Genomic DNA, 13,130 nt, shown 5'->3' with positions numbered 1-13,130 from the left:
GGTCATAGCGCGGGCGCCTCCTTCAGCAGCGGGCCGCCCCAGCGGCTCTCCAGGGCCTTCTCGACCGCGGCGGCGACCCGGTAGCAGCGGTCGTCGCCCAGCACCGGAGCCATGATCTGCAGGCCGACCGGCAGGTTGTCCTCGTCGGCCAGGCCGCACGGCACCGAGATGGCCGCGTTGCCCGTCAGGTTCGACGGGATCGTGCACAGGTCGGCGAGGTACATCGCCATCGGGTCGCCGGTGCGCTCGCCGAGCTTGAACGCCGTGGTCGGCGTGGTCGGCGAGATCAGCACGTCCACCTGCTGGTAGGCGGCCTCGAAGTCGCGCGCGATGAGCGTGCGCACCTTCTGGGCCTGGCCGTAGTAGGCGTCGTAGTAGCCGCTCGACAGGGCGTAGGTGCCGAGCATGATGCGCCGCTTGACCTCGGGGCCGAAGCCGGCGGCCCTGGTCAGCGCCATGACCTCCTCGGCGCTCCTGGTGCCGTCGTCGCCGACGCGCAGGCCGTACCGCATGGCGTCGAAGCGCGCCAGGTTGGACGAGCACTCCGACGGCGCGATGAGGTAGTAGGCGGGCAGCGCGGTGGTGAAGGTCGGGCAGGAGACCTCGACGACCTTGGCGCCGAGCGACTCCAGCAGCTCGACGGTGTCGTGGAAGCGGTTGAGCACGCCCTGCTGGTAGCCCTCGCCGCCGAACTCCTTGACGACGCCGATGCGCATGCCCTGGACGTCGCCGTGGCGGGCGGCCTCGACGACGCCCGGCACCGGGGCGTCGATGGAGGTGGAGTCCATCGGGTCGTGCCCGGAGAAGACCTCGTGCAGCAGCGCCGTGTCGAGCACGTTGCGGGCGAACGGGCCCGGCGTGTCGAGCGAGCTGGCGAAGGCGATGACGCCGTAGCGGGAGGATCCGCCGTAGGTGGGCTTCATGCCGACGATGCCGGTGACCGAGGCGGGCTGGCGGATGGAGCCGCCGGTGTCGGTGCCGGTGGACAGCGGCGCCTCGTAGGCCGCTACCGCCGCCGACGAGCCGCCGGAGGAGCCGCCCGGGGTGCGGGTCAGGTCCCACGGGTTGTGCGAGTCGCCGTAGGCGGAGTTCTCCGTGGAGGAGCCCATCGCGAACTCGTCGAGGTTGGTCTTGCCGAGGATGACCAGACCGGCCGCGCGCAGCCGCGCGGTCACGGTCGCGTCGTACGGCGGCCGCCACCCCTCCAGGATCTTGGACGCGGCGGTCGTCGGCATGTCATGCGTGGAGAAGATGTCCTTGTGCGCGATCGGCACGCCGGCCAGCGGCCCGAGCTTCTCCCCCGCGGCCAGCCGGGCGTCGACCGCCCGCGCCTGGGCCAGCGTGACCTCGCGGTCGACGTGGAGGAATGCCTTGACCTTGGGCTCGACCTCGGCCATCCGGTCGAGGTGCGCCTCGGCCACCTCGGCGGAGGAGGTCTCGCCGGACGCGATGAGCGCGCCGAGCTCGGCGGCCGTCTTGTGGATGAGACTCATGCTTCCTCCCCCAGGATGCGCGGAACCCGGAAGCGGTCGTCCTCGACGGCAGGCGCCCCGGCCAGGGCTTGCTCAGGCGTCAGGGACTGTCGCACCTCGTCGGCGCGGAAGACGTTGGTGAGCGGAAGCGCGTGCGACGAAGGCGGCACGTCCTCGGCGGCGACCTCGGCGACCTTCGCGACAGCTTCGATGATCGCATCGAGCTGCGTGGCGTAGTGGTCGAGCTCGTCGTCGGACAGCGCCATCCTGGACAGCCGGGCCAGGTGGGCGACCTCGTCGCGGGTTATGGCGGACATGAGTCGTTGAACCCGTTTCTGGATGGAGTTTGGACACTGTCATCCTAGGGGGCTCGGGCAAGCGGGGCCGAACGGATAACGGGGGCCCGCGGTTCATCCGTTTCCGCTGCGTAACGCAATTTCCCATGAAACGTTCAGTATGGACGCTCGGCGCCGGCCTGCGAGCTCAGGCGGTTCTGGTGACCTCGGCGGGGCGGTAGCCGTAACCGAGCGCGGGTTCGGCGTCGAGGTGGTCGCGCAGCCAGAGGGTGGCGTCGGCGGCGACCATCGGCTCGCAGAACAGCCACCCCTGGCCCACGTCGCACCCCATCTCGGCCAGCCGGTGCGCGGCCTCGTCCGACTCGACGCCCTCGGCCACCGAGCGCAGCCCGAGCGAACGGACGAGGTCGACGATGGAGCGGACGATCCGCTCGTCGTCCTCGGACTCGGTGATGCGCCGCACGAACGACGAGTCGATCTTGACCTCGGCGACGGCGAGGCGCTGGAGGCGGATGAGCGAGGAGTAGCCGGTGCCGAAGTCGTCCAGGGAAAGGGGCACGCCGAGCGTGGCCAGCGCCTTGATCGTGTCGTGCGTGTACGCCTGGTCGCCCATGAGGATGCGCTCGGTGACCTCCAGCTGGATGGCGTCCGGCGGCAGGCTGTAACGCGCCAGGCCGACCTCCAGCTGCTCGGGCAGCGCCGAGTCGAGCAGGTCGCGGGCCGAGACGTTGACCGAGATCTGCACCTTGAGCCCCAGGTGCCACCATCGCGCGGCCTGTTCCAGCGCCTCCTCGATGACGTACTCGGTGAGCTGCCGCATCAGGTACGACTGCTCGGCCAGCGGGATGAACTCGGCCGGAGGGATCGTCCCGTGCACCGGGTGCCGCCAGCGCACCAGCGCCTCGACCCCGTGGACGGCGCCGGTGGTGAGGCCGACCTTGGGCTGGTAGTGCAGGCGCAGCTCGCGATTGTCGACCGCGCGGCGCAGGTCGCCGAGCAGGTGGAGGCGCTCGGGCGAGTTGCGGTCCTTGTCCGGCTGGTAGAGCTCGACGCCGGTACGCGCCTCCTTGGCCATGTACATGGCGACGTCGGCGCGCTGCATGAGGAGCTCGAAGTCGGGCGCGTGGTCGGGGAAGAGCGCGATGCCGACCGATCCGTCGAGGTCGAAGGTCATGCCTTCGAGCCGCACCGGCTCGGTGAGGGCGGCGCGGAGCCTGGCCGCCACCTCGCGGGCGGCGTGGGCGTCGCGGATGCTCGGCAGCAGCACGGCGAACTCGTCGCCGCCGAGCCTGGCCACGACGTCGCCGGGCCGTACCGAATGGAGGAGGCGGTGGGCCACCATCTGCAGCAGGCGGTCGCCCACCGGGTGGCCCATGGTGTCGTTGACCTCCTTGAACCGGTCGAGGTCGAGGAGGAACAGGCCCACGCGCTCGCCTTCGCGCGACTCGGCCAGCGCCTCCTCGGTGCTGACGATGAGCATCTTGCGGTTGGGCAGTCCGGTGAGCTCGTCGTGCAGCGCCTGGTGGTCGCGGCGCATCGAGAGCGTGGCGGTGAAGTACACGGCGGCCAGCGGGGCGACGAAGAGCGGGACGAGGCCGGGCGAGTGGCTCATGACGACCACGACCAGGGGGGCCAGACCCAGCAGCGCGGTGTAGACGAGGGCCTGGGGTCCGGCGGTGCCACGCAGGACGCGGATCACCGAGCGGCGCTCGTGCAGGGCGACGGCGCCGCAGACGAGCATGGCGCGGGTGATGAAGTAGGCGATGCCGGACAGCGCGATCGGCACGAGGTCGGCGCCGCCCGGCACCCAGGGCACCGCGGGCGTGGGCACGATCCCGAAGACGCCGAGCACCACGGCGGCGGCGGTGAGCGCGAGCGTGGACTGGCCGACGTTGAACAGGACCCGGTGCCAGGCCTTGCGGGTGACGACCCCGTTCATGACCACGCCGACGACCTGCATGAGCACGGCCGTGGGCAGCCCGAAGTGCAGCAGCACCGCGAAGGTGAACATCGTCGAGGGGTAGGTACCGCCCACGGAGGCCGCGGACGAGACCATGACGGGCCTGAGCTCGCCCAGCACGACCAGCACCGCGAGCACCCAGAACAGCGGGGTCCTGGCGAGCTCCACCAGGCCGACGGGGTCGAGCCTGAGGATGGCCGCGACCAGCGCGGTGCCGCCGATCGCGGAGATGGCCGCGAGGAAGGCCCACAGCGGAGTGCCCATGCGCGGGCCGGTGTCGCGGGTGTCGGTTGGGTCAGTCATGAGTAACAGAACCCCCATTAGGTCACTATGGGAGGGTACGACCTTAACCCCACTTCGCGAAACCGAGCGCGTACGTTCCGTCACTTCGCCTTTCCGACATTCCTTCACATTCTGACCGGCCCAGAACCTGCTTCTAGAACCCGATACGGCCCCCGACCTCGCGCGATGCCCGCCGCGACCAAGGGCTCCAGGATCTTTTACGGCTCAGGCTCGACCGCGACCGCCGCGGCCGCCTCCGGCCCCTGCTCCAGCAGCACGCCGAAGCCCCGCTCGTCCAGGATGGGCACGCCGAGTGACACCGCCTTGTCGTACTTCGACCCGGCGTTCTCCCCCACCACCACGAACGCGGTCTTCTTGGAGACCGAACCGGCCACCTTGCCGCCGCGCGACTCGATCTCCCGCGCGGCCGAGTCGCGGGTGTGGCCCTCCAGCGTGCCGGTGACCACGAGCGTGAGCCCCTCCAGGGTCTTCGGGCCGGACGCCTGCGCGGGCTCGTCGTCCTCCATGCGCACGCCCGCCGCCCGCCACCGCTCGACGATCTCGCGGTGCCAGCCGACCTCGAACCACTCCTTGATCGTGGCGGCCATGTTGGGCCCGATGTCCTTGATCGCGGCCAGCTCTTCCACCGAGGCGTTCATGATGGCGTCGATCGAGCGCATCGCCGAGGCCAGCGCGCGGGCCGTCGGCGGCCCCACGTGCCGGATCGACAACGCCACCAGCACCCGCCACAGCTCCTTGTCCTTGGCCGCCTCCAGCTGCTCGCGCAGGCTGAGCGCGGCCATCGAGGGCTCGCCGTTGGCGTTGGAGAACAGCGAGACGACCTTGGGCTCGCCGGTCTTCTCGTCGATCTTGGGCGCGCCGGTGTCCTGGTCACGGACGATCGAGCGGATCGGGATCAGCTTGTCGAGCGTGAGGTCGAACAGGTCGGCCTCGGTACGCAGCACCGGCTCCTGCCCGGCCACCGGCTGGGTGAGCGCGGTCGCGGCCACGTACCCCAGGCCGCCGATGTCGAGGGCGTTGCGGCGGGCGGCGAAGAAGACCCGCTCGCGCAGCTGCGCCGGGCAATGCCGGGCGTTCGGGCAGCGCAGGTCGGCGTCGCCCTCCTTCTCGTAGGCCAGCGCGGTGCCGCAGGCCGGGCAGTGGGTCGGCATCGTGAACTCGCGCTCGCTGCCGTCGCGCAGCGCGAGCACCGGCCCGACGACCTCGGGGATGACGTCGCCGGCCTTGCGCAGCACCACGGTGTCGCCGATGAGCACGCCCTTGGCCTTCACCACCGCCGCGTTGTGCAGCGTGGCACGCTCCACCGTCGATCCGGCCACCACGATCGGCTCCATGACCGCGAACGGCGTGACCCGCCCGGTCCTGCCGACGCCCACGTGGATGTCGAGCAGCTTGGTGTTGACCTCCTCCGGCGGGTACTTGAAGGCGATCGCCCAGCGCGGCGCCCGCGAGGTCGAGCCCAGCTCACGCTGTGTGCGGAAGTCGTCGACCTTCACCACGACGCCGTCGATCTCGTACGCCGGGTCGTGCCGGTGCACCCGGTAGTGCTCGATGAAGGCGTTGACCTCGGTGAGATCGGCCACCACCTGGTACAGGTCGGAGACCGGCAGCCCGAAGGCCCGCAGCCGGTCGTAGACGTCCGACTGCGCCTTCGGCTCCTCGGCGCCCTCCCAGACCCCGATCCCGTGCACGATCATGCGCAGCGGGCGCTGGGCGGTGATGCGCGGGTCCTTCTGCCGCAGCGTGCCCGCCGCCGCGTTGCGCGGGTTGGCGAACAGCGGCTTGCCCTCCGCGCCCAGCTGCTCGTTGAGCCTGGCGAAGTCGGCCACCGGGATGTACACCTCGCCGCGTACCTCCACCAGCGACGGGATGTCGTCGCCCCGGAGCCGGTGCGGCACCCCCTGGATCGTGCGCACGTTCGGGGTTACGTCGTCACCCGTGCGCCCGTCGCCGCGGGTCGCGCCGCGCTCCAGCTTCCCGTCCCGGTAGACCAGCGCGATCGCCAGCCCGTCGATCTTCAGCTCACACAGGTACGGCCCCGCGTCCCCCTCGGCCAGCCGTTCCGCCCGCGCGCTCCACGCGGCCATGTCGGCCTCGTTGAAGGCGTTGTCCAGGCTCTCCATCCGCGCGATGTGCTGCACCTTGGCGAAGTCGCCCGACGGCGGCGCGCCCACCTTCTGCGTGGGCGAGTCGGGCGTGCGCAGCGTGGGGTCGGTCTCCTCCAGCGAGAGCAGTTCCCGGAACCACTGGTCGAACTGGGCGTCGCTCACCGTCGGATCGTCGAGCACGTAATACCGCCAGCGAGCTTCTTCGACCAGTTCGCTTACTTCCGCGTGCCTCTTGCGGGCATCATCGGGCGCTTCGGCGGTCATCCCCGTACTCCCCTCGTTCAACGTTCAGGGTGAACGCTATCCAAGGGAGCGGCGGTCAGGAAAAGACATTGGGGTCCCTGCCGCGCACCCCTGTCTCGTGCGAATTGATCCGCTCGACTTTGGCGCCCATCTCGGTGATCTTCCGGCTGGCGTTGATGACGATCGTGCCGGTGTCCGTGCCGGGCCCGGGATTGAAGATCTCACGGCTGCCCCGGCCGCCGCCCTCGGTCCTGTAGTAGATGGTCAGCCGCGTGTCCCAGCCCGGTCCGCCGTCCTCCAGGGAGTAGCGGATGCGGTACCTCTTGAACCCTTTTCTCCGGGGGCTGATCTTGAGTGTCGCGTCGGCCCGGTGAGAAGGCGAAGGAAGGGACACCTTGCTAGTGCTCTCCACCATTTCCCGCCTCTCCTAACACGTGGTCAGTGCGCAGGCCGCGATCAACGGCTGGTCGATCACATCGGCCAAATAGCGGAAATCCCATTCGACAACCCCGCTTTGGACGTTACTTGCGACCATCGCGTACGTGCCAGGCCCAAAGGCGACCCCTTCCCCGGCCCTGGACAGCGTGTGCACGCGGCGCGGCCCGGAACGGTCCCGGATGAGCCAGACGGCGACCGTCTCGTCCAGGGCGGCAGTCGCGGCGACGCGGCCGTCGGGGCTGATCGCCACCTCGTGAACCGGGCCGCCGTGCCCGCCCATCGAGCCCGCCGCGCCCAGCCGCGTGCCCCCGCTCACCTCCCACAGCACCGCCTTCCTGTCCTCGCCGCCGCTCACCACCAGCTCCCCGCGTACGGCCAGCGCCCGCACGTCACCGGAGTGCCCGTCACCGGTGCCGGTACGGCGAGGCCGTACGGGATCACGCAGATCCCACAGCGCCAGCCGCCCGTCCGCCCCGCCCACGACCCCGAACCCGTCGCCCAGCGCGACCACGGAGGCGGCGCCCGTCCCGGGCAGGCGGCTCTCCAGCCCGGTCGCCGCGGACCACAGGACCACCCCGTCGGGCCCGCTCATCAGGGCCAGGCGGCCATCCGGGCTGAGCGCGACCGAGCGCAGCCGCATCCCCTCGGCCAGCGTCAGCGATCCGGACGGACGGCGCAGCGTCGCACCGGCCTCACCGCCGATCAGGGCCGAGGTCCCGTCCGCGCTCAGCGCCACCGCCGTCGCCGCCGGAAAGCTCGCCACCTCGCCCCCCGGACCCCAGAGGGTGGCGCCCTCGCGGTCGTGGGTCAGCTTCATCGGCCCGCCCACCGCGATCTGGTCCGCCGCGCCCGGCAGGACCTTCCTGGCGGGCGGGTCGGCGTAGCGCCAGAGGATGACGCTGGTGTCGCCACTTCCCGTGAGCAGCCGTCCGGCGGGCCCGAACCCGACCGCGGTCACCTCGGCGGTGTGCCCGGCCAGCCGGGTCCTGACCTGCGGGAAGCGCGGGTCGGACAGATCCCAGACGATGACGGAGTAGTCGTCACCGGCCGTGGCCAGCATGGTGCCGCCAGGCGCGAAGGCCGCGTCGCCGATGAAACCCTCGTGCCCGGTCAGGTAGCCGACCAGCTCGGGTCTGCCGCGTACGTCCCAGACACGCTCGCCCACCACGGCCAGGGCGCCGTCCGCGCGCAGCGCGACGCCGAGACTCGGGTTACTCTCCGTCTCCGGCACGGGCAGCGGCTCTGAGGTTCCGGTGTCCAGGCGCCAGACGCGCCCCGCGGCGGACCCGTCGGCCGCCACCAGCACCTCACCAGCCACGGCCAGGTCCGTGACCGGAGGGCCGAAGCGGGAGAGCATCTTCGGCGTGCCGCGCACGTCCCACAGCTCCACGCCGCGGTCCGTGGCCACGGCCACCCGCTCGCCGTCCGCGTAGAACTCCGCGTGATGGCCGGGATCGCCCAGGACCGCCTGCAGCCGGGGCGCGGAGCCGGTCAGGTCCCAGATCTCCGGCGCCGTCTCGCGCCAGGACACCACCGCCCGGCCGTCCGGGCCGAAGCCGGCCGCGTAGACCGAGCCCTTGCCGGTGCCGGGCAGCGTGGCGAGCTTGGCGCGCTTTTCCAGGTCCCAGAGGTGGAGCGCGCCCTGGAAGTCGCCGGTCAGGGCTCTGGCGCCGTCCGGGCTGACGGCGACCGCGTTGACCGAGGCGGTGAACCCGGTCAGGCGGGCGCGGTAGGCCATGCTGAGCGCGTCGGCGGCAAGGGCGGACTCCGTCACGGTTCCGGCGTCGGTTCTGACCGCCTCGATGCCGAGGCGGAGGGCGGCGGGTGGGTCGGCCTGCCGTACGACGTCGGCCTGGAAGACCTTCGCGCGCGCGGCGGCCGTGCGGCGCTCGCGCTCGGCGTCCTGATACTTCAGTACGGCCACCGCGGAAGCGATCAACGACACCACGAGCAGCCCGCTCAGCACGGACACCAGCGCCACCCGCAGCCGGGACCGCCGCCTGGCCAGCGCCTGGGAGGCGGCCAGGAACCGGGCCACCAGCGGTCCGGGCCGCCGCCCCGCCGCCCATTCGCGGGCCAGCTCCAGCCGCGAGCCCTGATACAGCCCCGCCGCGTCGCCCTCCCAGGCGCGGGCCGCCTCGACCAGGCGCTGCTCGACCAGGAGCGCGGCCCGGTCGTTCTCGATCCAGCCGCGCAGCGCCGGCCAGGCCGTCAGCAGCGCCTCGTGGGTGATCGTGACGTACTCGCCGTCCAGCGTGAGCAGGCGGGCGTCGTCGGCGGCGAACGCGGCGATCGCCTCCTCGGCGGGCAGGTCCGCGGCGGGCAGCTCCAGGGCGAGCTGGTCACGGGTGAGGCGGCGGCGGGTGTCGTCGGTGCCGTCGCCGACGTGCACCAGCCGCAGGAACAGCGCCTTCGCGCGGCCCGGGTCGGGCAGCGAGGCCAGCACGTCGTCGGCGGTGGCGGCGAGCGCGCCGTGGATGCCGCCGGACTGGCGGTATCCGGCCACGGTCAGCACGGTCCTGCGGCGCTGCTGCCAGGTGGCCAGCAGCGCGTGGGACAGCAGCGGCAGCCGTCCCGGCTCCTGGCCGAGGTCGCGCAGGAGCAGCTCGGCCAGGCCCGGCTCCAGCGACAGCCCGGCCGCCGTGGCGGGGCGTTCGATGGCGGCGCGTAACTCGTCCTCGGTCATCGCGCCGACCACGACCTGGCCGCGTTCCAGCGCGGTGCGCAGGGCCGGATGCCCGGCGCAGCGGCCGAGGAAGTCGGCGCGGACCGCCAGCACGGTCAGGCCGGGACGGGCGCAGACGCGCGCCGCGGCGTCCAGGTCCTCCTCGAACTGGTCGACGATCAGCACGTCCACGTCGCCGGGCAGGGGGTCGCCTGGCCTGATCACCGCGGCGGTGCGCGGGCCGCCCATCGCGCCCTGGCGCAGCGCCGGGACCAGTCCCGCCCGCAGCAGCGAGGACTTGCCCGACCCCGACGGCCCGGTGACGATCAGCGGCGCCGGGTCGGCCTCGCGTTCGACCAGCCGCCTGACCAGCTCGGCGACCAGCCGGTCCCGGCCGAAGAACAACGCCGCGTCCGTCTCGCCGAACGCGGCCAGGCCCTTGTAGGGGGCGCCCTCCGGCAGGCCGGACGGCGACAGCCGTACACCGTCGGGAGAAAGCCCGTGGGCGGGGTTGCGGGCGAGCGCGAGCTCGCCCACGCGGCCGGTGGAGCGGGCGCGCGGGCGCGGGAACCCGGCCGCGGGCAGCGTGCGGCTCAGATGCCGGTGGACGTGCTGCAGCGTCAGGTACGGCGGGCCGCCCGGATCCCCCTCCCGCAGCAGGCGCAGCAGAGCCCCGGAGAAGGCCGTGTACCTGGCGCCCTCCGGGGCGAAGGAAGGTTCGCTGCGCCCGGCCGAGGTCAGCACGTACGCGCCGGTGATCTCGGTGAGCCCGGCCACCTCGTCGAGCGCGGACATGCCCTCGATGGCCCGGCCGGAGAAGCAGCAGTCGAGGACCACCGCGACCGGCGCGTCCACGTTGTCGAGGAGGTAGCGCCGCACGGTGTCATACGGCAGAGCCGTGTGTTCCAGGTGGAGCGGCCCGGAACGGGTGACACCGGCGGCCAGATGAAGCGAGCCACGACGGCTGACAAGGCCGTGGCCCACGTAATACACGATCAGCGGGCCGCCCGCGGAAGCCGCCGCCTGGGAGACGGCGGCGCCCAGCTCCAGCGGACTCGCCAGATCGAGCCCGACCCGGACGTCGGCCAGCCCACACGTCTCCAGCAACACCGCACGCAGGTCGTGGAGGGTACGAGCGACCGCGGGGAGGTCCGGCAGGTCGGATTCTGGACGATGCGTGCCCGTGCCGATCAGCAGCGCGCTGGCGCCCGCGAAATCACCGGCTCTCACGCATCGAGTTCAGCACAATCTCGCGATCGCGCTATGGGTAGGTCCCTACTCAGCCACCTTGGGCCTCAGCCACCTGGGCCTCAGCCGCCTTGGGCCCAGACGCCGTCCCAGCCGGAGCACTTTCCGGTGATCTTGGTGGCGGTGCCGCGGCAGACCTTGCCCTCGATGGAGAGCATGTAGCCGGTGCTGAGGGAGAACGCCAGTGGCTTGGTGCCCGAGCAGTTCTTGTAGGTCTTCTTGCCCTGGCCGCCGCTCTCCTTGGTCCAGCGGAACTTCAGCCAGGAACATCCCTTCTTGCCGGGGAAGTCGTAGAGCTTGCCGGAGACGGTGAAGCCGGGCCGGTCGAGGACGACCTTGCCCTTGGCCTTGCCCGCGCGGTCAGCGGAATAGATGGAGCCCCAGCTCCAGGTCTCGGGGTTGGCCGAGGCCATGGCTGGGGCCGCCAGCGTCGCCGACGCGAAGAGGAGGGTCGCGCCGACGGCCATGGTGCGAAAAATCATGATTCCGAGGCTAGTCAGGCGCCTTGCATCCCGCTTGCAGGATCATCCCGCAGCACCTCCGCCGCCTTGTGACAGGCGCGCAGCGCCGCCCGCGCGTACCGGGGAGAGGCTCCCGCCAGACCGCACGTGGGCGTGAGCGTGACCCGGTCGGCCAGATCACCCGGCGCGAACCCGAGCCGCCTCCACATCTCCACCGCCGGGCCGGCCACGTCCCCGGCGTCCGGCAGCCGCGCGTCTGTGCCCGGCACCACGCCCAGCAGGAACACCAGCCCGGCTTCGACGGCCTCGCCGATCGCGTCATCGTCGCGCCGCCGCAGCAGCGAGGCGTCCATGGAGACCCCGCGCACCCCGGCCCGCCGCAGCAGGTCAAAGGGCACACCGGGCGCGCAACAGTGCACCAGCGGCGCCTCGAACCCCTTCAGCGACTCCTCCACCCGCCACTCCTCGACCGCGGCCAGCCGCCCGAACCCCGAGGCCGTCGGCACCGTGCCCCTCAGCACGCCGGGCAGTCCGGGCTCGTCGAGCTGGAGCACCACCTCGCTCACCCCGGGCAGCCGCTTCCTGACCTCGGCCAGATGCTCCTGAACTCCCTGGGCGAGAGAAGCGGTCAGATCCCGCACCGCCCCGGCGTCGGACAACATCTTGTCGCCGTGACGCAACTCGATCGTGGCGGCCAGCGTCCACGGCCCGCACACCTGCACCTTGAACGGCCCCTCGAACCCCTGTCCCAGCTCTTCCAGCCCGTCGAGATCACGGCGCAGGTGGTCGGTCGCGCGGTGGTGATCACGTCCGGGCCGGTCCGTCAGCCGCCAGCCCGACGGCTGCACCTCGACCGCCAGATCGACGAGCATCGAGGCCGTCCGCCCGACCATGTCCGCACCCACGCCCCTGGCCGGTAGCTCCGGCAGATAGGGCAACCCGGGCACCTCACCGAACACCACACGCAGCGCCTCCAGATGATCTTCACCCGGATGCGAACCAACCCCGGTAGCCTCCCACGCAGTCATGGCCCTCAGCCTAGTTATCGTGGGGACCATGGAGCTCACCAAGTACGGACACGCGTGCGTGCGGCTGGAGAAGGACGGAAAGGTCCTGATCATCGACCCGGGCGTCTTCACCGAGGACCCGGTCCTGGACGACGCCGACGCCGTGCTCATCACCCACGCCCACTTCGACCACCTCGACACCGAGCGCCTCAAGGCCGCCTCCCCCGACATCGAGGTCTGGACCTGCGCGGAAGTGGCCGCCTCCTTGACCGACGCGCCGATGAGGGTCCAGACGGTGAAGCACGGCGACACCTTCACCACCGCCGGATTCACCGTGAGCACCCACGGTGAATGGCACGCCGCCAACCACCCCGACATGCCGATCGCCAACAACGTCGGTTTCCTGGTGGACGAAGAGCTCTTCTACCCCGGGGACGCGCTGACGGTGCCTGAGGCGCGGGTGGGAACACTGCTGGTGCCGACAGGGGCGCCATGGTTGAAGTTGTCGGAGATGGTGGAGTACCTGCGCACGATCCGCCCGGCGCGGGCGTACTCGACGCACGACGCGTTGTACGGCGAGGTCGGCCTGACCCTGGTCGACAACTGGCTCAAGATGGAAGCCGACCGCCAAAACGCCGACATCCGCCGCCTCCCCCTGCGCTCCCCCACAGTCCTCTCCTAACCCGCCCTTTCCCGAGCGTCGCGCTGGATTTGCCTCAGCGCCCTTCTCGCCCCGCCTTTCCGTTACGGCAGGCCGGGGTTGCGCTGCCCTACTCACGGCACTTTCCGCTACGGCAGGCCGGTGTTGCGCTGCCCTTCTCACCCCGCCTTTTCCGTTACGGCAAGCCGCCCCACCGCCACCCGCCGTCGTGCGCGGACGCCGATCGGGGGGATCGCTTCTCACGTCGGACGTGGTCCCCACCGCAACG

General features: G+C 71.5%; 9 protein-coding genes. 1 reads left to right on the top strand and 8 read right to left on the bottom strand.

The window, feature by feature from the left end; translation table 11 throughout:
* Positions 1-2: 2 nt before the first annotated feature.
* The 8 genes from gatA to ACIBKY_RS33730 form a co-directional block, all read right to left on the bottom strand.
* Positions 3-1,493: an Asp-tRNA(Asn)/Glu-tRNA(Gln) amidotransferase subunit GatA gene (gatA, locus tag ACIBKY_RS33765; protein ID WP_397103100.1), complete on the bottom strand. Its 1,491-nt coding sequence runs from the start codon at positions 1,491-1,493 to the stop codon at positions 3-5.
* The gene (gatC, locus tag ACIBKY_RS33760; RefSeq protein ID WP_184960458.1) at positions 1,490-1,789 is read right to left on the bottom strand and encodes an Asp-tRNA(Asn)/Glu-tRNA(Gln) amidotransferase subunit GatC; all 300 of its coding nucleotides are present in this window, start codon (positions 1,787-1,789) and stop codon (positions 1,490-1,492) included. The genes gatA and gatC overlap by 4 nt, the downstream gene beginning before the upstream one ends.
* A 166-nt stretch (positions 1,790-1,955) precedes the next feature.
* Complete coding sequence (locus ACIBKY_RS33755) at positions 1,956-4,031, bottom strand: putative bifunctional diguanylate cyclase/phosphodiesterase (RefSeq protein WP_397103097.1); 2,076 nt, start codon at positions 4,029-4,031, stop codon at positions 1,956-1,958.
* Positions 4,032-4,228: 197 nt separating this feature from the next.
* Positions 4,229-6,403 (bottom strand): NAD-dependent DNA ligase LigA, encoded by a 2,175-nt coding sequence (ligA, locus tag ACIBKY_RS33750; RefSeq protein ID WP_397103095.1) that lies wholly within the window; start codon positions 6,401-6,403, stop codon positions 4,229-4,231.
* Positions 6,404-6,458: 55 nt separating this feature from the next.
* On the bottom strand, positions 6,459-6,797 hold the full coding sequence (locus ACIBKY_RS33745; protein WP_397103093.1) for a hypothetical protein: 339 nt from the start codon (positions 6,795-6,797) through the stop codon (positions 6,459-6,461).
* 12 nt (positions 6,798-6,809) lie between these two features.
* On the bottom strand, positions 6,810-10,715 hold the full coding sequence (locus ACIBKY_RS33740) for a hypothetical protein (protein WP_397103091.1): 3,906 nt from the start codon (positions 10,713-10,715) through the stop codon (positions 6,810-6,812).
* 80 nt (positions 10,716-10,795) lie between these two features.
* Positions 10,796-11,215, bottom strand: coding sequence for a hypothetical protein (locus tag ACIBKY_RS33735; RefSeq protein ID WP_397103089.1), 420 nt, complete (start codon positions 11,213-11,215; stop codon positions 10,796-10,798).
* A 14-nt stretch (positions 11,216-11,229) separates the two neighbouring features.
* Positions 11,230-12,222, bottom strand: coding sequence for a methionine synthase (locus ACIBKY_RS33730; RefSeq protein WP_397103087.1), 993 nt, complete (start codon positions 12,220-12,222; stop codon positions 11,230-11,232).
* A gap of 28 nt (positions 12,223-12,250) precedes the next feature.
* On the opposite strand from ACIBKY_RS33730, the gene ACIBKY_RS33725 reads away from it, so the two are divergent.
* The gene (locus ACIBKY_RS33725; protein WP_397103085.1) at positions 12,251-12,883 is read left to right on the top strand and encodes an MBL fold metallo-hydrolase; all 633 of its coding nucleotides are present in this window, start codon (positions 12,251-12,253) and stop codon (positions 12,881-12,883) included.
* Positions 12,884-13,130 lie beyond the last annotated feature (247 nt).

It is taken from the genome of Nonomuraea sp. NPDC050394 (genome assembly GCF_044459065.1).
In the GTDB taxonomy this organism is placed as follows: Bacteria; Actinomycetota; Actinomycetes; order Streptosporangiales; family Streptosporangiaceae; genus Nonomuraea.
The sequence above is the reverse complement of the archived record's forward strand: the minus strand, read 5'-3'. Positions and strand labels throughout refer to the sequence as shown.

Coding starts and splice junctions, on each gene's coding strand:
- gatA (WP_397103100.1), bottom strand. CDS start 1,493: ATGAGTCTCATCCACAAGACGGCCGCCGAGCTCGGCGCGCTCATCGCG.
- gatC (WP_184960458.1), bottom strand. CDS start 1,789: ATGTCCGCCATAACCCGCGACGAGGTCGCCCACCTGGCCCGGCTGTCC.
- ACIBKY_RS33755 (WP_397103097.1), bottom strand. CDS start 4,031: ATGACTGACCCAACCGACACCCGCGACACCGGCCCGCGCATGGGCACT.
- ligA (WP_397103095.1), bottom strand. CDS start 6,403: ATGACCGCCGAAGCGCCCGATGATGCCCGCAAGAGGCACGCGGAAGTA.
- ACIBKY_RS33745 (WP_397103093.1), bottom strand. CDS start 6,797: ATGGTGGAGAGCACTAGCAAGGTGTCCCTTCCTTCGCCTTCTCACCGG.
- ACIBKY_RS33735 (WP_397103089.1), bottom strand. CDS start 11,215: ATGATTTTTCGCACCATGGCCGTCGGCGCGACCCTCCTCTTCGCGTCG.
- ACIBKY_RS33730 (WP_397103087.1), bottom strand. CDS start 12,222: ATGACTGCGTGGGAGGCTACCGGGGTTGGTTCGCATCCGGGTGAAGAT.
- ACIBKY_RS33725 (WP_397103085.1), top strand. CDS start 12,251: ATGGAGCTCACCAAGTACGGACACGCGTGCGTGCGGCTGGAGAAGGAC.